Here is a 20,311-nt window from a genome sequence, read left to right as displayed (position 1 = left end):
AACACGCCCTAATATATTTACGTTATGTTTTACAATGCTTTTTTAAAAGTATTAAAAAACGCTGTCTGTCTTACTTTTTGAGTTGTCTGTAAATAATTAGCGCACATACTGACTGCCCAAAGCTTCCTCACCCAGCCAATCTTCTAGAGGGTGCTCACCTTTTGGATAAGGATTGGCAAAGTGCTTATCGATATACGCTTGGCCTTCTACACTTACGCAGCCTGCCAACGAGCGCGACCACTGCGGATCTTTATCTTTATCAATCAATAATGCACGCACACCTTCTTTGAAATCAGGATTGGCTGCACAATGTACCGCCACGTTGGTTTCTAAATATAAAACTTGTTCTATCGATAAATCAGCGACTTTGTGATACAGCGCATAGGTTAACGCTGCCGTCACTGGGCAACCATGACGATAGGTTGCAACTGCTCGCTGAGTCCAACTGTCTTCTGAAAAATCTTTATTTAACTGTACTAGCGCTTCATCACTTTGTAGCAATGCATCGATATCTGCCAAACTGCCACTGTTCATCAATTTTTGGATAGGCTGCCAGTAGGTCGCGAGCTTACTATCAGACAACTCGGCTACTGGCAGCTCAGCAAGTGCACGGCTGACGATACTATGCGCACTATTATGATGGAACTTGTTTGAACTACTGGCACTATCGAGCGTTTGCCAGTCGCTCTGCTTAAGACGTTGTATGACAGCATCATAATCATGACTTGCAACAGCATACTCTGCTAGGTTGGCCAACAGCGCGTCATTGCCATTGCACATCGCGCCAGTCAAGCCTAAGAACAAACCTGTTTTGGCAGGCATTCGCTGCAAAAACCAACTGCCTGAGGCATCAGGAAATAGGCCAATAGTAATCTCAGGCATAGCAAAACGTGTGCGCTCAGTGATGACACGATGACTGCATCCTGCCATCAGCCCCATACCGCCGCCCATGATGATGCCATCACCCCAAAGTATTAATGGTTTTGAGTAAAAGTGCATTTGACGATATAGACGATACTCGTGACTGAAAAACTCAGTGGCATAAGGGTTTGGCATTGGTGCACTGGTAGACATACTGTCATAGAGCTTACGAATATCACCGCCTGCACAAAAGGCCTTATCGCCTGCACCTTTTAACACAATCGCCACTACTTGGTCATCCGCTTGCCACTCCTCTAACTGCGCTGCTAGCAGTTGACACATATCAACACTGAGCGCATTAAGCGATTTTGGGGTATTAAGTGTCATTATCCCAATCAAATGCCCGCAATCTGTTGGTTCAGTATTGAACAATACAGATGCCTCTTGCTCGGTATTGTTCGAAGAGTTTTGGGTATCGTCGGTAGCTGCTGTCATAAAAGTGACCTACAAAGTTAAAAAGTTAAATAATGTCATGAGTGTTATGACCCAAGCATTTTAAGCAATGCTTATTTGTTTTGCCAATTGGGTTGACGCTTTTCTAAAAAGGCTTGCACCCCTTCACGCTGATCCATTGTGTCAAATAGCTTAACGAAAGCTTCACGCTCATGGATCAAATTTTGCGCAGGTGGCGTGTCTCTAGCCGCTTGAATCAGCGCTTTAGAATAACTGACGGCGACGGGTGATTGCTTAGCGACTTTTTTTGCCAAATCTTGAGCGGCTTGTAGTCCCTCACCTTTTGTAGTGACCTCTTCAACCAGACCGATACGCAGTGCGGTATCTGCATCAACGCGCTCACCGCACAGTATCATGCGCTTTGCCCACCCTTCACCCACTAGCCAAGGTAGGTTTTGCGTACCGCCTGCACAGGGCAGTAATCCCACACCTGTCTCTGGCAGTGCCATCTGGGCGTGCGCTTCTGCAATACGAATATCACACGCGAGCGCACACTCCAGTCCACCGCCCATCGCATAGCCGTTGATGACGGCGATACTGACACCGCGATAGGCAGACAGGGCTTCGAACGCCTCACCAAATGCAATCGCCATACTTATCGCACGGCCTTTATCACCATCTGAAAAATTGTTTAAATCTGCACCAGCCGAGAAGAATTTTTCACCATCTCCATGCACGATTAATGCGTAAACATCGTCATTGGTATTGAGATCTGTGATGAGCTGCTTAAGCGCATGTAGACTATCCATCGTCCACGTATGTGCAGGTGGATTGTTCAACGTCAATGTTGCGGTATGACCCTCAATTGATAGCTGTAGATTGGTATAATCTGTCATAAAACATCCTTGTTTCAGTAGATCGAGATAAATTAGCGAAGTTGGCTTAGCCCTTCATCTTGCAAGACTTGACGTGAAATAATCACGCGCATGATCTCATTGGTGCCTTCTAAAATTTGATGCACGCGCAAATCTCGTACATGGCGCTCGAGCGGATACTCGTTTAAATACCCATAGCCGCCGTGTAATTGCAGAGCTTCATTGGCAACATCGAAACAAAGGTCGGTGGAGAGACGCTTGGCCATTGCGCAGTAGGTAGACGCTTGCCCATCATTGTTATCGACTTTACTCGCTGCAAGATACAGCATTTGCCGTGCAGCGATGGTCTGAGTCAACATATCAGCAAGTTTAAACTGTACTGACTGTAAGCTAGCAATTGGACTGCCAAATTGACTGCGCTCTTGTACGTAACTGGTTGCCGTCTCTAATGCAGCCTGCGCCGTTCCTACCGCGCAAATACCGATATTGATACGACCACCGTCTAGACCTTTCATCGCGATACGAAAACCTTGACCTTCTTCACCTATCAGGTTTTCTGTTGGGACTTTGACATCTTTAAAGCTAATCGTTCGTGTCGGCTGTGCTTTCCAGCCCATTTTATGCTCGTTTTTGCCATATTCGATACCAGCACTATTGGCATCTACAACAAACGCTGATACACCTTTTGGCCCAGCACCACCAGTACGCGCCATCACCACCAATACATCGGTCGAGCCTGCACCAGAGATAAAGGTTTTTTCGCCGTTCAGTACGTAATGGTCGCCTTGTTTATCCGCTTTGGTACGGAGTGAGGCCGCATCAGAGCCTGCATTTGGCTCTGTTAAGCAATAGCTGCCAAGCCACTCACCGCTGACCATATTGGGCAAGTATTTTTTGCATAAGGGTTCGCTACCATACTCACCAATCATCCAGGCGGCCATATTATGAATGCTCATATAGGCCGCCACGGACGTATCACCCCATGCCAGCTCTTCGAATACCATTGCTGAGTCGAGTCTTGGCAGGCCCAAACCATCATATTCTGGATTGGTGTATAGTCCCAAAAAGCCAAGCTCACCAGATTTTTTGATGATGTCCACTGGGAAATGCGAGGTGCGATCCCATTCAGCAGCATTCGGTTTAAGCTCTTTTTGCGCAAACTGACGGGCTGTTTGACGAAAAGCAACTTGGTCATCGGTCAATGAAAAATCCATAGGGTCATCCTTGTTCTTATAGATCAAATAGAGGGCTTAAATCTCAGATAAACGTCGATAAAAACGCTGGTCAGAGATTTTATAGGACATTAGCGCTATATGATAACGGTATAACGATAATAAAATTGCGTTCAATAGTACCGCAAGTCGTATTAACGTTATACCGAAAATACAGTAATCCGACGATTAAATCGAAATCGTCGTGTTAACACCGCGGCTCGCTTCATCATCGAACCAACGTGCCGTCACTGTCTTCGTCTGAGTATAGAACTGTACGGCTTGCTTGCCATAAGGACCTAGGTCGCCAAGTTTACTGCCACGTGAACCTGAGAATGAGAACATTGGAAGTGGCACAGGAATCAGCAAATTAATACCGATTTGACCGACTTGAATGTCTTGTTGGAATTTGTGAGCTGCCGCTCCTGACTGGGTAAATATCGCGGTACCATTGCCATGTGGATTGGCATTAAGCAGTGCAATCGCTTCGTCCAAGCTATCAGCGCGCATAATACATAGCACAGGGCCAAAGATCTCTTCTTTATAGATTTGCATGTCGCTTGTGACATTATCAAAAATAGTCGGCCCAACAAAGTTACCGTTCTCAAACCCTTCAACAGTAATTCCGCGACCGTCAAGTAGTAAACTTGCGCCCTCTTCTACCCCAGTTCCAATCAAATGCTCGACACGGGCTTTTGCAGCAGGAGAAATCAATGGTCCTAAATCTTTATCATTTTTACCTGCTGAGACAACTAAACTTTCTGCTTTGGCTTTAATCTCGTCAATCCATTCACCAGCTGCGCCCACTAGCACGACCACTGACAATGCCATACAGCGTTGACCAGCGGCACCGAACGCCGCGCCCGCTAGCTGATTGAGCGTTTGCTCTTTATTAGCATCAGGTAAGATAACACCGTGGTTTTTTGCACCCATCATACATTGAGCACGCTTACCTGATTGGCTGGCACGCTCATAGACATGTTTACCAACGTTGGTAGAACCCACAAAAGAAACCGCTTTGATATCTGGATGATCACAGATAGCATCAACGGTAGCTTTGCCACCGTGCACTACGTTCAGCACGCCTTCTGGTACTCCCGCTTCAATCGCTAGCTCCACGAGGCGCATAGTCACCATCGGATCTTGTTCAGACGGTTTTAGGATGAATGTATTACCCGTAGCAATCGCCATTGGGAACATCCATAGCGGAATCATCGCGGGGAAGTTAAATGGCGTAATACCAGCACAAACACCCAGTGGTTGCCAAATACTATAAGTATCAACGCCTGATGCGACGTTTTCTACAAAGTCGCCGATTTGCAAATTGGCGATACCAGCGGCATGCTCTACCACTTCTAGGCCGCGGAACACATCACCGCGCGCATCAGCAATCGTTTTGCCTTGCTCTGCGGTCAAGATTTCTGCCAACTCATCCATATGCTCGCGAATAAGTGCTTGATAGGTCAAAAAGATGCGAGCGCGTGTGGTGATGGGTGTTTTTCGCCAGGTTTCAAACGCTGTTTGGGCGGCTGCAACCGCTTGGTTGATTTCATCATCAGTGGTTTGAGGGACTTTTGCGATGACTTCTTGAGTTGCTGGATCGGTGATATCAATCCATTCGTCGGTATTTGATTGTACGAACTGACCATTGATGAGCTGCTGAACGTGGTGCATAAGATATCCTTATCTTTTTTGCGAGACTACCGTGTGACGGTATCTGAGTATTCATTAAAAGTTAAGCGCTATAAATAGTTATTTGTAAAATATTTATAGAAAACCAAATTTTAAAATGATTTATTTTGTATCGTTATTGACTATAACAATAAATCAATTTTACGGTCAAGCGCTTTATCAAAATTTTCGCTAAGTTTGTTTTGTTAAAGGGGATTTATCCAAATATTAGAAACAAAAAGCCCATGATTGCTCATGAGCTTCTAATAAGATCAACCTAGTTTTTAGGCGGAACCAACATAGTTGCTAGCCTATACCAACTAATAATCCTTCATCGATTGCTTAATCGCATCAATAGCGGCTGGATTATCAAGCGTCGACATGTCGCCTGTAGGCCTGTCCTCTGCTAACGCCCGAATAGATCGGCGTAGGATTTTGCCAGAGCGCGTCTTTGGCAATGCCTGCGGGAAATAAATGGCCGCTGGCCTTGCAATACCGCCTAAGGATTTGACCACAGCACCTATCACTTGCTGCTCAATGCGGAAGCGGTTTTCGGTGGTTTCGACTTGCGATTGATCTTTTAGGACGCAGAACGCAATTGGTAGCTCGCCTTTTAACTCATCTTGGATGCCTACCACAGCGCATTCTGCCATCTCTGGATGAGTACTGATTGCTTCTTCTATCTCTTGCGTGCCTATTCGATGGCCTGCGACGTTTATCACGTCATCGGTACGCCCCAAGATGTAAAAGTAACCGTCTTCATCTGTCACTGCATAGTCTGAGGTAGAATACTGCTGGCCATCAAAGAGACCAAAGTAGCTGCTGACAAAGCGCTCATCGTTACGCCATACCGTGGTGAGACAGCCAGGTGGTAGTGGCGCTTTAATCGCAAGCAACCCTTTTTCACCCGCCCTGCAAGGTTCACCTGTTTCCTCATTGAGGACTTTCGCTTCATAGCCATACATAGGATAGCCGGGCGAGCCCTGCTTGTGCGGTTTATGATTGAATTTTGGTGTATGGCTCAAGATCGGCCAGCCAGACTCTGTCTGCCAATAGTGATCTAGAATCGGTACGCCTAAATGCTGAGATAACCAATTAGCCGTTGACTCATCAAGCGGCTCACCTGCCAAAAAGAACGACTTGACACTAGACACATCGTAGCGCGTCATCCAGCTTTCATCTTGCTTTTTGAGCATACGTACGCCTGTAGGCGCCGTAAATAGAATATTAACTTTATTAGCTTCAACAATACGCCACCAGATACCTGGGTTCGGTAAGTGTGGTAAGCCTTCGTAAATAACACTGGTCATACCCGCTAGCAGTGGCGCATAAATCGTATACGAATGCCCAACCGCCCAGCCAATATCTGATATCGCCCAGAATGTCTCGCCTGCCTTACCATCATAGACATAATCCATCGATGTCGTCAGCGCGACTGCATGACCACCAGTATCACGTTGCACCCCTTTTGGTGTGCCAGTCGTACCAGAGGTATAAAGCAGATAGGACGGTGTGTTGGATTCAAGCCAAACTGGTGCCACAACTGCATGGGCCTCGCAGCTGTGACGTCGTTCAGTCGCATAGTCGACGTCAACATTTCTAGGCTCAAACGGTAAAATACCACGATTGACAACTAATACATGCTCAGGCTTGGTTGTTGCTTGTTCAACGCCTTGATTGACGAGATTTTTATAGTTAATAACCTTACCATCACGCAGACTTGCATCCACTGTAATGACCATTTTTGCCTCAGCATCATCCATGCGGATCGCCAAGTTATGCGCGGCAAATCCGCCAAATACGACTGAGTGTATAGCACCAATGCGAGCACAAGCCAGCATGGCATATGCTGCTTCTAGAATCATTGGCATATAGATAATGACACGGTCGCCTTTGCCGATACCATGACGCTGTAGCACGTCTGCGAAGTAATTCACTTCTTTGTATAAATCATTATAAGTCAGGCGGCGCTTGGCATAATCTGTATAAAACTCAACATTATTGCCCAGATCTTCAAACGAATCAACGACCGCTGGAAAGGTTTCTATTAACTCTTGATTGATCTCTGATGACACCCACACAAAGGCATCTTGCTCTGCACGGTCTGCTAGATGACGATCGACACAGTTATAGCAAAGATTGGTTTCACCGCCAACAAACCATTTCGCAAAAGGCAGATTGCTGTCATCGAGAATCTGCTCAGGCTCTTTATGCCAGTAGATGCGCTTTGCTTGCTCAGCCCAAAAATTCTCTCGATCCATAATGGAATCATGATAAATATCCGCGAACGTGGGCACGTCTGCCGCTAGAGTAGAGACTGGGTGTTGGGCGTGGTCGCTCATAGTAGCTGTCCTTAGCATAAACGAGAAATGGGATAAGATTTTTTTATAATCGGCGCATTGGTAAGTTGTTATTGCACTTGTATCGCGTGATATGATCTTTGTACGCGATTGGCTTTATCAACGCTACACTGTTGTGACTGCGGTAAACAATGTCCTGATAAATACTGGTCATCCTTGCCAGAATTAAAAAACCGATACGTTATGTATCGGTTTAAAATGTAGCAGACCCCATCACAAAGGTCAACTGTTAAGCGTGCAACACGCATTACATTTTGATGAGCACAAGCGTTTTGACATTCAATCGATAGATAATATTATACTTGAGTTTGATTGGCATGCATCTCACGCATGACTTTTTTGTCATGCTTGCCAACAGAGGTTTTTGGCAGTTCATCAACGAATTTAAATTGACTTGGCACGCCATATTTAGGAATGATACCGCGCTCTACCGCTTTTTCTGCAATGGCTTTGATATCGTCAGCACTGGTTTCTTGAGCATTTGGTTTTAGTACCACCAAAGCCAACGGACGCTCGCCCCATTGCTTATCCCGAACGCCAATCACTGAGACATCCGCTACGGATGGATGCAGTGATAAAATCGTCTCAATCTCAAGCGATGAGATCCACTCGCCCCCTGATTTGATCACATCTTTTAGGCGATCAGTGATTTTAATATAACCATCAGGACGTATGTAAGCGATGTCTTGAGTGTGCATATAGCCACTCTCCCACAGCTCCTTACCAGCGTCGTCATTTTTGAAATAGCTTTGGGTCAACCAAGGTGCCCGTAGCACCAGCTCACCCGTATTCTCTTGACCCTTACCTACTGGTTTGTTGCCCTCACCCCATACTTGCGCATCGACCATAAGCACCGGCTTACCTGTCATACAGCGACGGGCGATGTCTTCATCTTCCGTCATTTCAGGCTCATTGAGACTAAATTCAGTCAGACTGATAAGCGGTGCCGTCTCTGACATACCGTAGCCGGTGTAAACTTCGATGCCTTGAGCCATTGCTGTTTTTGCTAGCCCTTCGGTCAATCTTGAACCACCAATGATCATTTTTAATCCATTAAAGCTGGCATCGCGATCTTGTGCCTCTTTGAGCACCATCTGCAAAATCGTTGGCACACAATGTGTGATACTCACCTTTTCATTGATGATCAAATCCAGCAAGCTATCAGGCGCATAACGTCCTGGATAGACTTGCTTTAGCCCCACCATCGTCGCCGTAAATGGGAAACCCCATGCGTGTACGTGGAACATCGGCGTCATCGGCATATAGACATCGCCGTAGCTGACACCTTGCTTGTTCGGCAACATACCCAAGGTTGCGGCTTCCGCTAGACTGTGCAGAACCAACTGACGGTGACTAAAGAAAACGCCTTTTGGATCCCCTGTCGTACCTGAGGTGTAAAAGGTCGTCGCGATGATATTTTCATCAAAGTCTGGAAAGTCAAAATGACTATCAGCAGCTTCTAGCAATGCTTCATACTCGCCTGTCACGCGGCTTTGATTACTGCCAAAAACCCCTTCAGCGGTCACACCATTGTCGTCCAGCCAAATGATGTGCTCGATACTAGAATTTTCAAACTGATAATCTTTGACCAATGGCGCAAACTCAGAGTTGAGCATCAGCACTTTAGGCTTGGCATGGTTGATGGTGTAGAGGACTTTTTCTGGTGATAGACGGATATTGACAGTTTGTAGAACGTACTCTGACATCGGTACCGCAAAATAAGACTCAAGATAGCGATTGCTGTCCCAGTCCATAACGGCAACGATGTCGCCTGCATCAAGGTTCAGGTCTGCGAGTACGTTAGCCAAGCGATTGATACGCTCAAACAAGTCCTTGTAAGTGAGTCGCTTTTTGTCCGCATAGACAATCTCTTGGTCTTGTGACACTGTTTTTGCACGGTTTAAGAGCTGCTTGACCAGTAATGGATAATCATAGGCAGAGGGAGCACTATGGTACATATTTGACATAGACCTAACTTCCTTGTTTGTCGCGCTTATAAGTTATAGATAGTAATAAGTAAGTAGCAATAAGACATACTAATACAGAATGAACCGCTATAACCACACTATTTTTATAATATAGAGTCATTATTACTGTTGATAGCGTCCTGCTGAATACCAATCGGTTTTGGCGCAGTAAAAGCAACAAGCTTCACTGACCGCAATAAGATTGAATGCCTCTTTGATAGTAAGAAAAAACCATCACCATGTAAAGCGACCTTACATTACGTATCATAAGACGGGTAACCAAACATAGACAATACCTGATATACCGTTAAGTGGCGCGTCTTGTCGTTTTAATCATCCCAAAACTGGCTATCAAGAGTGCCAATACCTGAACAAACAATAACAACCATACGGTAAGAGACCACTGCCCTCGCGCATAAGCTATACCGCCCAGCCACGCTCCAAGCGTACCGCCTGTGTAATAGCCCATGTAATATAAGCCTGATGCCAATGATCGACCTTTTTTGACATTAACAGCAATATAGCTGATGGTCGCTGACTGCGTAATAAACACACCAGATGACATAACAGCAAGTCCTATGATTACCCCCCATAGTGGAGTCACCAAGGTCAACAGAACTCCAATCATGGAGATAATGATGGCTACCCGAACCGTACGTGCTGAGCCAAACCGGCGCAGCAAGGTCGTTGATAGTGGCGTAATAATCACACCAAGCAAATACACGGCAAAAATATTGGCAAGCGCACCCGTGCCAAGCTCATAAGGCTTATCCGCCAAATGTAAGTTGATAAAAGTGAAGCAGCCTACAAGGGAGAACAGCACACAAGCGCCAAGCAGACAAGCGGTCACCACATAACGATTGGTGACATGCTCACCTAACGTCTGTATCGCTGAGCGAAAATTAGGATTGGCCTCAAAGTGACGAGACGATGGTAGCATCTTGCCGACCCATATCGCTCCCAACAAAGTCATCGCCGTCATCACATAATAGCCATCACGCCAGCCAATCAGCTCATGCAAATGCCCCATCAAAAACCGACCCAAAAAGCCGCCAAGCACGCATCCTGACACATAAAAGGACATCAGCTCAGTCATTGCTCGGCCCTCAAACTCCTCACCGATATAAGCAATCGTCACCACCGTAATACCGGGTACAGACAGTCCTTGCATAAAACGCCAAATACCGACCCATTCAATACTCGAGCTTTGGGCAATCAGCGCTGTTGGTATCGCCAAAAATAACAAAGCACCGACGATAAAGGATTTGCGCCCGACGGCATCTGAGAGCATACCCAAAAATGGTGACATGATGGCAATGGCCAATACAGTGGCGCCAACGATCATGCCCGCTTGCACTTCCGTCGCAGAAAAGTCCACCATCATGACTGGCAGCACGGCTTGGATAGAGTACACCTGTAAAAAAGCAAACATACCAATGAGGCCAATCGTGAGCTTTAATATCCACGACGTAGAGTGACTGGATGAGGCTACTGTCTTTGGTGCAAAATTTTGATTTTTATCTTTAGAATTATTCACAAGGGCGCTTACTATAATTGATTATGCTATGACAAGGAGGCGTCATTGGCTTGGATAATGAAAGAATATAATGTGAAACTATGAAGGAGGTGCACAGCCATACAGGATATCTATTTATCATAATGACCAGAAAAGCATGTTAGCACACCAACCGATATACTCAGGTTTAAATGTGTTATTGGCGCTTGGTTAGACTCTCCGTTTAAAATAAAAAAAATTGGGTCTATACCCTCAATGATGACATTTACCTAACAACTCTTTTTTATTTTTACACATCTACATTGCTTATATCTTTTCTATTACAGACTTTACGCGCTCAAAAATCAATAATCATAGGGTGCTACCTATCAATAAGCAAAATAATTGAACAACTAAACGATTAAGGAGTCATGTCAATGAATGATGAGATTTACGATTTAGGTGCAGGATTTTGGAGTATTCGAGGGTCATTTATAAAAAATGGCATTATGGATATCGGTGTCCAATGTGCGCTTATAAAGCTATCATCAGGCCGATTTATTTTTTTGGACAGCTATACTTTAAAAGACGAGGTTCGTCAGCAAGTGATGGCATTGACCAATGATGGTCAAGATGTCGAAGCCGTCTTAAATGTTCATCCATTTCATACGATACATTGTGACCAGATGGCAAAAGACTTTCCGCAAGCCACGTTTTATGGTAGTAAACGTCATCCAAAGAAAATACCAGAAGTCAATTGGGCAGAGGATTTGGTCGAAAGCGATGCGGTCGCTGAGCGTTATCCTGAGCTTAAGTTCTCCCTACCTCAGGGCATTTACTACATCGCCCCTGATGAATCTGTCCATGCAAGCTCATTATTGGTCTATCATCCTGCTAGCCAAAGTATATATGTCGATGATACGTTTGAGATACCACCTTCTAAGCTGTTTGATGCCGTACAGCCAAACCTAGGTTTACACCCCACCACCAAACAAGCACTAAAAGATGAGCCCGACGCTGGCAAAGCCTATTGTGATTGGGCGATAGATCTTGCACACGAATGGCGCAGCGTACATCATTTTTGCGGTGCGCATTCAGGATTAGTGGTGTTTGAAAAAGGCCAATTTGAAGCAGCGTTATTATCTGCTATTGATAACGCGCGTAGCGAGCTTGAGGCAAAATAACGACTCTAAGAAAAACGTAAAACATAAAAATTTCGACAAGAAAAACAATCACTTGTTGATTCAATATATTACATAAGGAAAACGATAAATGTCAGATGAAATTCATAATTTAGGGGCAGGATTTTGGAACATACGCGGCGAGTTTCGCATCGGCGGCGTTATCAATATCGGTACGCAGTGCTCGCTTGTCAAATTAGAGTCCGGCAAGTTTATCTTCTTAGACAGCTATAAGCTGACAGGTGAAGTGCGCGATAAAGTGATGGCCTTGACTAATAACGGTCAAGACGTCGAAGCGGTACTGAACGTACATCCATTCCACACGGTTCACTGCGCACAGATGGCACAAGATTTCCCGCAAGCTATCTTTTACGGCAGTCGTCGCCATGCCAAACACGTACCAGAGGTGGACTGGAGTGAAGACTTGGTCGAGAGTGATGTGGTCGCTAAGCGTTACCCTGAGCTTGAGTTCTCTATGTCACAAGGCATCGATTATATCCATGCTAATGAGATGATTCATGCAGGCTCCTTATTAGCCTATCATCCTGCGAGTAAAAGCTTGCACGTTGATGATACCTTTATGAGCCCTCCTTCTAAATTGCTTGAAAAAATGTTGCCTGAGGTGATGCTGCATCCCACAACCAAAAAAGCGCTTAAAGACGAGCCTAATGCAGGTAAAGAGTACTGCGATTGGGCAACACAAATAGCGCACGATTGGGATGTACGTCATTTTTGTGCCGCACACTCTTACTTAGTCAAATTTAAACAAGGCGAGTTTGAAAAAGCACTTTTAAAGGCTATCAATAAGGCCCGTCCAAAGCTTGAGAGTGCTTAAGCCATAGTTGATTCTGAATAAGATATATCGGCTACCACGCATTAACCACTAGGAAAATTTTATGGCAAAACTAGAATCTAACATTGAATTAGAAGCTGCGGCATTTCGCCGTTTACTTGCTCATCTAGACGAGCGTAAAGATGTACAAAATATCGAGCTGATGAACCTTGCTGACTTTTGTCGCAACTGCTTGTCCAAGTGGTATAAAGCGGCTGGCGAGGAGCGTGGTATCGACATCGACTATGAAGACGCTCGTGAGCTGATCTATGGTATGCCCTACTCTGAGTGGAAGCAGAAGTATCAACAGCCAGCCACACCTGAGCAGTTAGCACGCTTCAATGAGCTTGAAGCGGCTAAGAACAAAGCAGAATAAGATTACAAGATAAAGCTCAAAATTTAAAATAGACGAAGCCGCTAAATTAGCGGCTTTCTATGGATTTGAGTATACTACTAAATCCTACCGTACCTTGTTTTTGCATCTTGCGATCAAGCAAGCGGCCGATCAGGGGTAATGGTATCACTAATCGACCTTCAGATATCCATGTTACCTGCGTAGTACCATCGCCTAAATCTTTTAAATCTATGCTTCCTTTGCGGTGATCCACTTTAACAGGTCTGGCTTTTTCAATCTTGTACTGCATATGAGTCGGACGCTCAAACGCCGTAATTCGCTCCCAAAATTTGACTGGCCCCGTCTGAATGGTACGTAAAGCACCAACGCCGTTACGCTCGTCATCGCCTTTTGTTAGTAGCTTAGCCGTCCCTACCGCTTTGAATAATCCATAACTGGCATGATCGCTTATGGCTTCAAACACCTCATCAATCGGTTTATTTACGGTACGCTCTACTTTTATTTTAAACATCGGATTATCTCTTTTATGGGAAATGAGAAGCTATTTAGGCTAGTTATATATTGTTATCGCACAACTTTTACTACAAAGCAGTACGCTATTACATGATATCGCTGCTTATATGCATCCGAGCCAGATGTTTTATCGCTTCTGATGTTTAGCACGAATACTGAATTAAGATAACAAAGCCTTTAATTCAATTTTATTATTAATGATATCAGCTAAAGTATAGCCCTCTAAAACGCTAACAAAAGCAGTAAGGGCTTCAAAAAACACCCCCTTTAATCGGCATACAGGACTGATAACGCAGCCTTGCTTTGTCACTGATGAGGCCTTGTTAGCTGTCTCATCAGCCGTTTCATCAATCAAGGTTATCGGTAAGCCTTGTTGCGTCGTGGCATCAGTCTTAGGTACAGTTGCTGCAAAGCACTCAACCAACGCAAAGTCCGGCTCTATCTGCTTAATGAGTATACCTAAATTGATATTTTCAGGCGCACGGGCAAGCCTGCTACCGCCATTTTTACCGCGAATCGTTTCTATATAACCCAATTGACCTAATTGATGAATAATCTTTGTCAGATGACTTCTCGAGATATCATAGCTGTTAGCAATATCACTGATGTTCGCTAAAGCCTGCGGCTCAGGCTTTACGGCTAGATAGATTAAGGAGCGCAGCGCATAATCACTATAGTTCGTCAACTTCATGGGCAAATGCTCCTTAACAATTCAAATTTAACCAAACAAACCATCTGGTCTGGGCTTGGACAATATCGGTAAATAGCTGATGCAAAATAGTACAAAGCAGCTAATCCAAGCGCCTTGCGCAATCATCACCCATAATAAGTAATGTTCGACAGCGATAATAGGCAAAAATGCGCGGCTGACAAATACTAATACCATGAGCGCAAACATCACATTGACCATCTTTGGCGGCTGATGAATATTGCGCCCTGTATGGCCTAGTGATACTCGCGCCATCATCGCCAGTGTCATCATACCAACGCCAGCGATAGATAAGGCATGTACCGCCAGACTGTGACTAAAGCCAAGCCAAGGCTGCAAAGCGTATAAGATAAAGCTCAAACACATGCCAAAAAACGCTAAATACAATGACCACAGTAAAGGCTTTTGCCAGATCTTTGGGTGATACCAACCGGCTAAACGTATGAGATTGACGATAGCCACCCCAAGAGCAGTGATAGTGAGCAGATATTTATTAGGATAAAATAGATCAGTGATAAAAAAAGTCAAGAAAAAAACCAGACTCAAGACATCTTGCCATTTGCTATTGCGTACTTTGATATCAATACCATCATAGGCCAATCCGCGCTCAATAAAAAACGGTACCACGCGCCGGCCAATCGTCAACACCAAGCCGATGATTAGATAAAACCCTAAATACACCCCTATCTTAGTGACAGTCATATCATTAGCAAAAATGCCCCAATAGCACAGTCCGTTGCCTAAGGTGAGTAGCGCAAGTTTGGCCAAAATCCCCATTTGCTTGTATTGCTTAACTTGCAGTACTGCTCGAAACACTACCCACGCCATTGAGGCGACAAACAACATATCAAATATAGCCGCTAATAGTAGTAGCCCCGCACCAATATCTAGACCTAAGCCAAAGGCCAACCAGCTCAAGCGCGCGATTAACCAATAGCTAAAAATAGCTAACAGCTTATAGCCATAAGGCATCTTCACCCCAGTCCAAGTCTGCACAGCGGTCAATAAAAAACCTGCGACCACGGCTAAAGCATAACCATAAATCATCTCATGACCATGCCAATACAGTGGATTCAATGTCTGCGCGGCGATATCAGTATGACCGGTAAAAACGAACGCCCATAAAGTCATGATAAGTACTGCAAAGACTGCCGCCCCACTAAAGAAAACGCGAAAACTAAGATTGAGAATAGGGTGCGGTGAGCTTGGTGGCTGCGTCGGTAATTTGATTGATTGCATAGCGTTCAGATTATGATTAGTGATTCATTTAAATAACAGTTATTTAAAGATTCATTTTAAATGAATGTTATAGTTTATACAATACCATTGTTAAAAAGTCATTTATCCATTGTCATAACAGAGGTCATAACTGATATAGAGGTTGTGATAGATATTGTGACAGCGACCATTACACTCCTGTTATTGACTCTCATATCCCCGACTGCTTAAATGGCCTACCTCTAGGAGAATACCATGACCGAAAAAAATATCGCTGAAGAGAACAAATCGGATGAAAAACGCAAACTTATCAATCGATTCTTGATGAGACTGACGAAAGAGCAGCCACAAATGTATTACGCCACCACCTCTGAGATATCTCGGAGCATCCATACCATGATAAAAGAACATACCAATCGCTTGTCAGTTGAAGAGCAAGCCCTAGTTAGGCGTATGAGTATCGAAGAGATTGAAGGGTTATTGGGCTTTCATGCTAGATAGATGACTAGACTATAGGCTAATTGTCATATAAGTAGGTTCAAGCACAACCATCGAACATCACAAAAAAAGACCGCTATCGAAGCGGTCTTTTTTTATTATTTATCGTAGTGCAATGCTATTAGAACGGATACTGACGTGGCTCGTTTTGCATTGAAATCCAATGTGTTCTGGTGAATTCTTCTAGTACCCACTCACCGTTAAAGCGACCGATACCTGAGTTTTTCTCACCACCAAATGGCGTGTTACTTTCGTCGTTCACTGAGATGTCATTGATATGGGTCATACCAGCTCTGACACCACGAGCGAAACGTAGACCTTTTTGCATATCAGCAGTGAACACAGCACTAGATAGGCCATACATAGAATCATTGGCGATTGATAATGCATCGTCTTCATCTTTGGCACGGATAATACCAACCAAGGGGCCAAATACTTCATTACAGGATAGATCCATCTCGCGAGTGACTTCAGTAAAGATATGCGGCGGTACGACTTGGCCTTCAATCTCACCACTGAGTATCATTTTCGCGCCTTCATCCTGCGCTTTGGCGATTTTCTCTTTGAGCGATTTGAGTTGTTTTTCGTTGATGATAGGGCCAACAGCCGTATCTTGCTTATTAGGGTCACCGACATTCAATGTTTTGACGTGCGCCAAGAAACGCTCTACAAAGTCATCATATATCTCGTCTTCCACAATGACCCTATTGATGGCGATACAGATTTGACCTTGATGCAAGAATTTACCGAAGGCAGCGGCTTTGACTGCTTGCTCAATATCAGCATCCTTGAGTACAACAAATGGGCTGTTACCACCAAGCTCAAGCGCCACTTGCTTGATATACTCACCGCCGTTCGCAAGCTCACCAATATGTTTACCCACTGAGGTTGAACCTGTGAATGATACTAAGCTTGGCGCTTTGTGCTCGACGATGGCATCGCCTATCTCACTACCTGAGCCGACCACGACGTTTAGTAGACCTTTTGGCAGACCCGCTTCTTCAAATACTTTTGCCAGTAGTAAGCCACCTGTCACTGGTGTGTCGCTTGCTGGCTTTAATACAACCGCATTACCAAGGGCTAATGCTGGTGCGATAGAACGCTGGGTTAAATGCAGCGGAAAGTTCCATGGGCTAATGACTGCTACCACTCCGATGGGCTCGCGATAAATGAAGTTTTCTTTGCCAGGAGTGTTAGAGGGGCGAATCTCACCGTGTACGCGGTTAGGAAAAGACGCTGCTTCAAGCGTGATGGCACGTGCCGAGCTAAATTCAACCATGGCTTTAATGCGTGTACTGCCCGACTCTTTGATCAACCAGTCAACGATTTCATCTTGGCGCTGATCTAGGATACTGACTACCTTATACATAACAGCTGCACGCTCAGCTGGCGTCGTTTTTGCCCATTTGGCTTGCGCTTGGTCGGCAGCATCGTATGCTTCATCAAGCTGTTCTTTAGTCGCTTGCTGAATTTCTACAATCGTATCGCCATTGTAGGGATTAGTATCAGTATTAATGCTATCATCTTTACCTTTTTGCCATTCACCGCCAATGAATTGCAAATGAAAATCGCTATAGGCATTACTGCTATTATCATTGCTTGACATAATTATCCTTATTTTTGCTTTGTTATATAAAAATTTATTTTCAGTACTTTGAATAAAATAGTTGAAGCTGTCTTATAGGTAAGATACTCACAGTTATGGTTAAATCACAAATTGACATAAATTAAAATCGAAAATTTATGATAATTGATAAGAACAAAACCTACCTTGATAGACGACTGGTCTAATGCTACCATAGCTATTAATAAAACAGGACTATTTTTTCAGCCAATATTGTCGATAAAACGTAACACATATAAATATATAGCATTAGAATATGCCATCGACATGACGCTCAAATGAAACCTGACGACCCTATTACTACGATTATCAAGGGAGAAAATTCTATTTATGTCTAATATCACAGACACTAGCACCACACCCGATACCAAAGCTCATTTGCTTGCCACTGGTTACCAATTAATAGCCAAAAAAGGCTTTACCGCTGTCGGCCTCAAACAAATCTTAGACACAGCTGGCGTGCCTAAAGGCTCTTTTTATCATTATTTTGCCTCAAAAGAAGCCTTTGGTGAGGCCATCATCAATCATTACTTCAGCTTATATAAAGCTCGTCTTGATATCATCGATGCACAAAATGTGAGCGCCCAGCAAAAGCTATATGATTACTTCCAAAACTGGTACGACACCCAGCAGAATGGTTGTGATCACGAGAAATGCTTGGTAGTGAAGCTAAGCGCAGAAGTGGCAGATATGTCAGAAACCATGCGTAAAGCCCTTGATGCTGGCTACCAACAAACCACCTCATGGCTGGCTGAACTAATCAAAGCAGGTTGGACAGATGGCTCGGTCCCTCGTCACGACAATATCTCAGCTGAGAGTATGGCCAAGCGTTGGTACTTTGCGTGGCTTGGTGCCAGCCTAATGGCTAAGATCAGCCAAACGAATACACCCCTAGCGGAAATTTGGCAAATGACGACGACTCAAATGGGACGTTGATAATAAACAGTAATGGTCTTGATATTGGAGCCCCCCCCTAAATTGGGGGCTTATGTTTGCGCCCACACATTCTATTGTTACTTAAAATCCCAATACTTGATAAAAACGTTGTATGAGAGTTTTGTAATCATTTATAAAGAATAACTAGACGACTGGTCTAATTGATGTACAATGCGCATCAAGCTTTAGAGCAAATGTAAAATAAGCATTGCTTACCATTCTTTGTTTAACGTCAACATATTTGACGGAACCATTTTTGTCAACATTAGGAATTTTATGAATAACTTTCAATACTACAACCCAGTCCGCATCGTTTTTGGTGAAGGTCAAATCGAACAGTTATCAGACCTAGTCCCTACTGATGCACGCGTTCTTATTACTTACGGTGGTGGTTCAGCACAGCGTACCGGTACTTTGGATGAAGTAAAAACTGCATTAGCGGCTAGCGGTGACCGTACCGTCTTTGAATTTGGTGGTATCGAGGCTAACCCAGAATTCACCACACTATTAAAAGCAGCCGACATGGTGAATGAGCACAACATCGACTTCTTATTAGCAGTTGGCGGTGGTTCTGTAATTGATGGCAGTAAATTTGTGGCACTCGTATCTTCATTGACTGAAGAAGATGGTACTGTCTCACGTGACCAAGCTTGGGACGCGCTAACAGGTTATTGCAAAAACATCGATTCTGCTATTGACCTAGGTGCAGTATTGACCATCCCAGCAACGGGTTCTGAAATGAACTCAGGCGGCGTAATTAACTATAGCGAACGTCAAGCAAAACTGCCATTTGGTAACCCATTAGCCTTCCCTAAATTCTCAATCCTAGATCCAGTAAAAACCCTTACATTACCTGAACGTCAGGTTATGAATGGTGTTGCTGATGCATTCGTCCATGTGATGGAACAGTATCTGACTTATCCAGTCAATGCTAAAGTCCAAGATGCCTTTGCTGAAAGCTTGCTCAAAATCCTTATTGATGAAGGCCTAGTGGTTAAGCAAGATCCAGAAAACCTAGAAACACGTAAGAACATTATGTGGACAGCAACAATGGCATTGAATGGTCTGATCGGTACTGGTGTACCACAAGACTGGACAACCCATATGGTTGGTCATGAGCTTACGTCACTACACGCCATCGATCATGCACGTACCTTGACCATCGTCTTGCCATCGGTCATGCGTGAGCTAAAAGAAAGCAAAAAAGAAAAACTACTCCAGTACGCACGTAACGTATGGAACATCACTGATACTGACCAAGACGACGATTCAATCATCGAAACGGCTATTGTCTATACTGAAAACTTCTTCCGCGAACTTGGCTTGCCGGTGAGCTTAGAAGACGTCGATTTGACTGAGTCAGCGATTGATCCAATTATCAAGCAACTTGATGCACATAACATGGTCAAACTTGGTGAGCACGGCAAAAACGATTTAGACGTCTCACGTCGTATCTTACAGCGTGCTGTGACTAGCAAAGCGTCTTAATAAGCGATATAGCAAGAACTGTCAGAAGAATTATAAGAAAAATCGCGACAGTAACAATAACTAC

The 20,311-nt window shown here is 44.3% G+C and carries 17 protein-coding genes; 6 read left to right on the top strand and 11 right to left on the bottom strand.

Going from position 1 to position 20,311, the window contains the following annotated elements; translation table 11 throughout:
* Positions 1 to 96: 96 nt before the first annotated feature.
* The 7 genes from AS194_RS05855 to AS194_RS05825 form a co-directional block, all read right to left on the bottom strand.
* Entirely contained in the window at positions 97 to 1,356 is a 1,260-nt protein-coding gene (locus AS194_RS05855; RefSeq protein ID WP_058024534.1) for an enoyl-CoA hydratase/isomerase family protein, read from the bottom strand.
* Positions 1,357 to 1,427: 71 nt separating this feature from the next.
* The gene (locus tag AS194_RS05850; protein WP_058024533.1) at positions 1,428 to 2,210 is read right to left on the bottom strand and encodes an enoyl-CoA hydratase; all 783 of its coding nucleotides are present in this window, start codon (positions 2,208 to 2,210) and stop codon (positions 1,428 to 1,430) included.
* A 32-nt stretch (positions 2,211 to 2,242) separates the two neighbouring features.
* On the bottom strand, positions 2,243 to 3,403 hold the full coding sequence (locus tag AS194_RS05845; RefSeq protein ID WP_058024532.1) for an acyl-CoA dehydrogenase family protein: 1,161 nt from the start codon (positions 3,401 to 3,403) through the stop codon (positions 2,243 to 2,245).
* Between the two features lie 186 nt (positions 3,404 to 3,589).
* Positions 3,590 to 5,074 carry a CoA-acylating methylmalonate-semialdehyde dehydrogenase gene (locus AS194_RS05840; protein WP_058024531.1) on the bottom strand — a complete coding sequence of 495 codons (1,485 nt, stop codon included), beginning with the start codon at positions 5,072 to 5,074 and terminating at the stop codon, positions 3,590 to 3,592.
* A 317-nt stretch (positions 5,075 to 5,391) separates the two neighbouring features.
* On the bottom strand, positions 5,392 to 7,413 hold the full coding sequence (locus AS194_RS05835) for a propionate--CoA ligase (RefSeq protein WP_058024530.1): 2,022 nt from the start codon (positions 7,411 to 7,413) through the stop codon (positions 5,392 to 5,394).
* 314 nt (positions 7,414 to 7,727) lie between these two features.
* Positions 7,728 to 9,398 carry a fatty acid--CoA ligase gene (locus tag AS194_RS05830; protein ID WP_058024529.1) on the bottom strand — a complete coding sequence of 557 codons (1,671 nt, stop codon included), beginning with the start codon at positions 9,396 to 9,398 and terminating at the stop codon, positions 7,728 to 7,730.
* 307 nt (positions 9,399 to 9,705) lie between these two features.
* Complete coding sequence (locus tag AS194_RS05825; protein WP_256713975.1) at positions 9,706 to 10,860, bottom strand: MFS transporter; 1,155 nt, start codon at positions 10,858 to 10,860, stop codon at positions 9,706 to 9,708.
* Positions 10,861 to 11,330: 470 nt separating this feature from the next.
* Here AS194_RS05825 and AS194_RS05820 point away from each other — a divergent pair, with 470 nt between their 5' ends.
* The 3 genes from AS194_RS05820 to AS194_RS05810 all read left to right on the top strand — a co-directional run bounded on the left by AS194_RS05820 (position 11,331) and on the right by AS194_RS05810 (position 13,282).
* The gene (locus tag AS194_RS05820) at positions 11,331 to 12,077 is read left to right on the top strand and encodes a hypothetical protein (RefSeq protein ID WP_058024527.1); all 747 of its coding nucleotides are present in this window, start codon (positions 11,331 to 11,333) and stop codon (positions 12,075 to 12,077) included.
* Positions 12,078 to 12,165: 88 nt separating this feature from the next.
* Entirely contained in the window at positions 12,166 to 12,909 is a 744-nt protein-coding gene (locus AS194_RS05815) for a hypothetical protein (protein WP_058024526.1), read from the top strand.
* A gap of 61 nt (positions 12,910 to 12,970) precedes the next feature.
* Entirely contained in the window at positions 12,971 to 13,282 is a 312-nt protein-coding gene (locus AS194_RS05810) for a DUF1244 domain-containing protein (RefSeq protein WP_025646541.1), read from the top strand.
* Between the two features lie 46 nt (positions 13,283 to 13,328).
* Here the strand turns inward: AS194_RS05810 and AS194_RS05805 are convergent, their stop codons facing one another.
* From AS194_RS05805 to AS194_RS05795, 3 genes are all read right to left on the bottom strand, one after another.
* Positions 13,329 to 13,772 (bottom strand): SRPBCC family protein, encoded by a 444-nt coding sequence (locus AS194_RS05805; RefSeq protein ID WP_058024525.1) that lies wholly within the window; start codon positions 13,770 to 13,772, stop codon positions 13,329 to 13,331.
* 162 nt (positions 13,773 to 13,934) lie between these two features.
* Entirely contained in the window at positions 13,935 to 14,465 is a 531-nt protein-coding gene (locus tag AS194_RS05800) for an Rrf2 family transcriptional regulator (RefSeq protein ID WP_058024524.1), read from the bottom strand.
* Positions 14,466 to 14,492: 27 nt separating this feature from the next.
* Positions 14,493 to 15,722 carry an NnrS family protein gene (locus tag AS194_RS05795; protein WP_058024523.1) on the bottom strand — a complete coding sequence of 410 codons (1,230 nt, stop codon included), beginning with the start codon at positions 15,720 to 15,722 and terminating at the stop codon, positions 14,493 to 14,495.
* Between the two features lie 234 nt (positions 15,723 to 15,956).
* Between AS194_RS05795 and AS194_RS05790 the strand changes: the two genes are divergently transcribed.
* Positions 15,957 to 16,202 (top strand): hypothetical protein, encoded by a 246-nt coding sequence (locus AS194_RS05790; protein ID WP_058024522.1) that lies wholly within the window; start codon positions 15,957 to 15,959, stop codon positions 16,200 to 16,202.
* 118 nt (positions 16,203 to 16,320) lie between these two features.
* Here AS194_RS05790 and AS194_RS05785 read toward each other — a convergent pair whose 3' ends face one another.
* A complete protein-coding gene (locus tag AS194_RS05785; protein WP_058024521.1) occupies positions 16,321 to 17,805 on the bottom strand; it encodes an aldehyde dehydrogenase family protein in 1,485 nt (494 codons plus the stop codon).
* A 348-nt stretch (positions 17,806 to 18,153) separates the two neighbouring features.
* Between AS194_RS05785 and AS194_RS05780 the strand changes: the two genes are divergently transcribed.
* A complete protein-coding gene (locus AS194_RS05780) occupies positions 18,154 to 18,759 on the top strand; it encodes a TetR/AcrR family transcriptional regulator (RefSeq protein WP_058024520.1) in 606 nt (201 codons plus the stop codon).
* A 276-nt stretch (positions 18,760 to 19,035) separates the two neighbouring features.
* A complete protein-coding gene (locus AS194_RS05775; protein ID WP_058024519.1) occupies positions 19,036 to 20,247 on the top strand; it encodes an iron-containing alcohol dehydrogenase in 1,212 nt (403 codons plus the stop codon).
* The last annotated feature ends 64 nt before the right edge of the window (positions 20,248 to 20,311 follow it).

It is taken from the genome of Psychrobacter piscatorii, from assembly GCF_001444505.1.
Lineage (GTDB): Bacteria > Pseudomonadota > Gammaproteobacteria > Pseudomonadales > Moraxellaceae > Psychrobacter > Psychrobacter piscatorii_B.
This window is presented reverse-complemented; position numbering and strand designations above follow the sequence as displayed.

What these genes read in the sequence shown, in the direction of transcription:
- AS194_RS05855 (WP_058024534.1), bottom strand. Translation starts at nt 1,356, where the DNA reads ATGACAGCAGCTACCGACGATACCCAAAACTCTTCGAACAATACCGAG.
- AS194_RS05850 (WP_058024533.1), bottom strand. Translation starts at nt 2,210, where the DNA reads ATGACAGATTATACCAATCTACAGCTATCAATTGAGGGTCATACCGCA.
- AS194_RS05845 (WP_058024532.1), bottom strand. Translation starts at nt 3,403, where the DNA reads ATGGATTTTTCATTGACCGATGACCAAGTTGCTTTTCGTCAAACAGCC.
- AS194_RS05840 (WP_058024531.1), bottom strand. Translation starts at nt 5,074, where the DNA reads ATGCACCACGTTCAGCAGCTCATCAATGGTCAGTTCGTACAATCAAAT.
- AS194_RS05835 (WP_058024530.1), bottom strand. Translation starts at nt 7,413, where the DNA reads ATGAGCGACCACGCCCAACACCCAGTCTCTACTCTAGCGGCAGACGTG.
- AS194_RS05830 (WP_058024529.1), bottom strand. Translation starts at nt 9,398, where the DNA reads ATGTCAAATATGTACCATAGTGCTCCCTCTGCCTATGATTATCCATTA.
- AS194_RS05820 (WP_058024527.1), top strand. Translation starts at nt 11,331, where the DNA reads ATGAATGATGAGATTTACGATTTAGGTGCAGGATTTTGGAGTATTCGA.
- AS194_RS05815 (WP_058024526.1), top strand. Translation starts at nt 12,166, where the DNA reads ATGTCAGATGAAATTCATAATTTAGGGGCAGGATTTTGGAACATACGC.
- AS194_RS05810 (WP_025646541.1), top strand. Translation starts at nt 12,971, where the DNA reads ATGGCAAAACTAGAATCTAACATTGAATTAGAAGCTGCGGCATTTCGC.
- AS194_RS05805 (WP_058024525.1), bottom strand. Translation starts at nt 13,772, where the DNA reads ATGTTTAAAATAAAAGTAGAGCGTACCGTAAATAAACCGATTGATGAG.
- AS194_RS05800 (WP_058024524.1), bottom strand. Translation starts at nt 14,465, where the DNA reads ATGAAGTTGACGAACTATAGTGATTATGCGCTGCGCTCCTTAATCTAT.
- AS194_RS05795 (WP_058024523.1), bottom strand. Translation starts at nt 15,722, where the DNA reads ATGCAATCAATCAAATTACCGACGCAGCCACCAAGCTCACCGCACCCT.
- AS194_RS05790 (WP_058024522.1), top strand. Translation starts at nt 15,957, where the DNA reads ATGACCGAAAAAAATATCGCTGAAGAGAACAAATCGGATGAAAAACGC.
- AS194_RS05785 (WP_058024521.1), bottom strand. Translation starts at nt 17,805, where the DNA reads ATGTCAAGCAATGATAATAGCAGTAATGCCTATAGCGATTTTCATTTG.
- AS194_RS05780 (WP_058024520.1), top strand. Translation starts at nt 18,154, where the DNA reads ATGTCTAATATCACAGACACTAGCACCACACCCGATACCAAAGCTCAT.
- AS194_RS05775 (WP_058024519.1), top strand. Translation starts at nt 19,036, where the DNA reads ATGAATAACTTTCAATACTACAACCCAGTCCGCATCGTTTTTGGTGAA.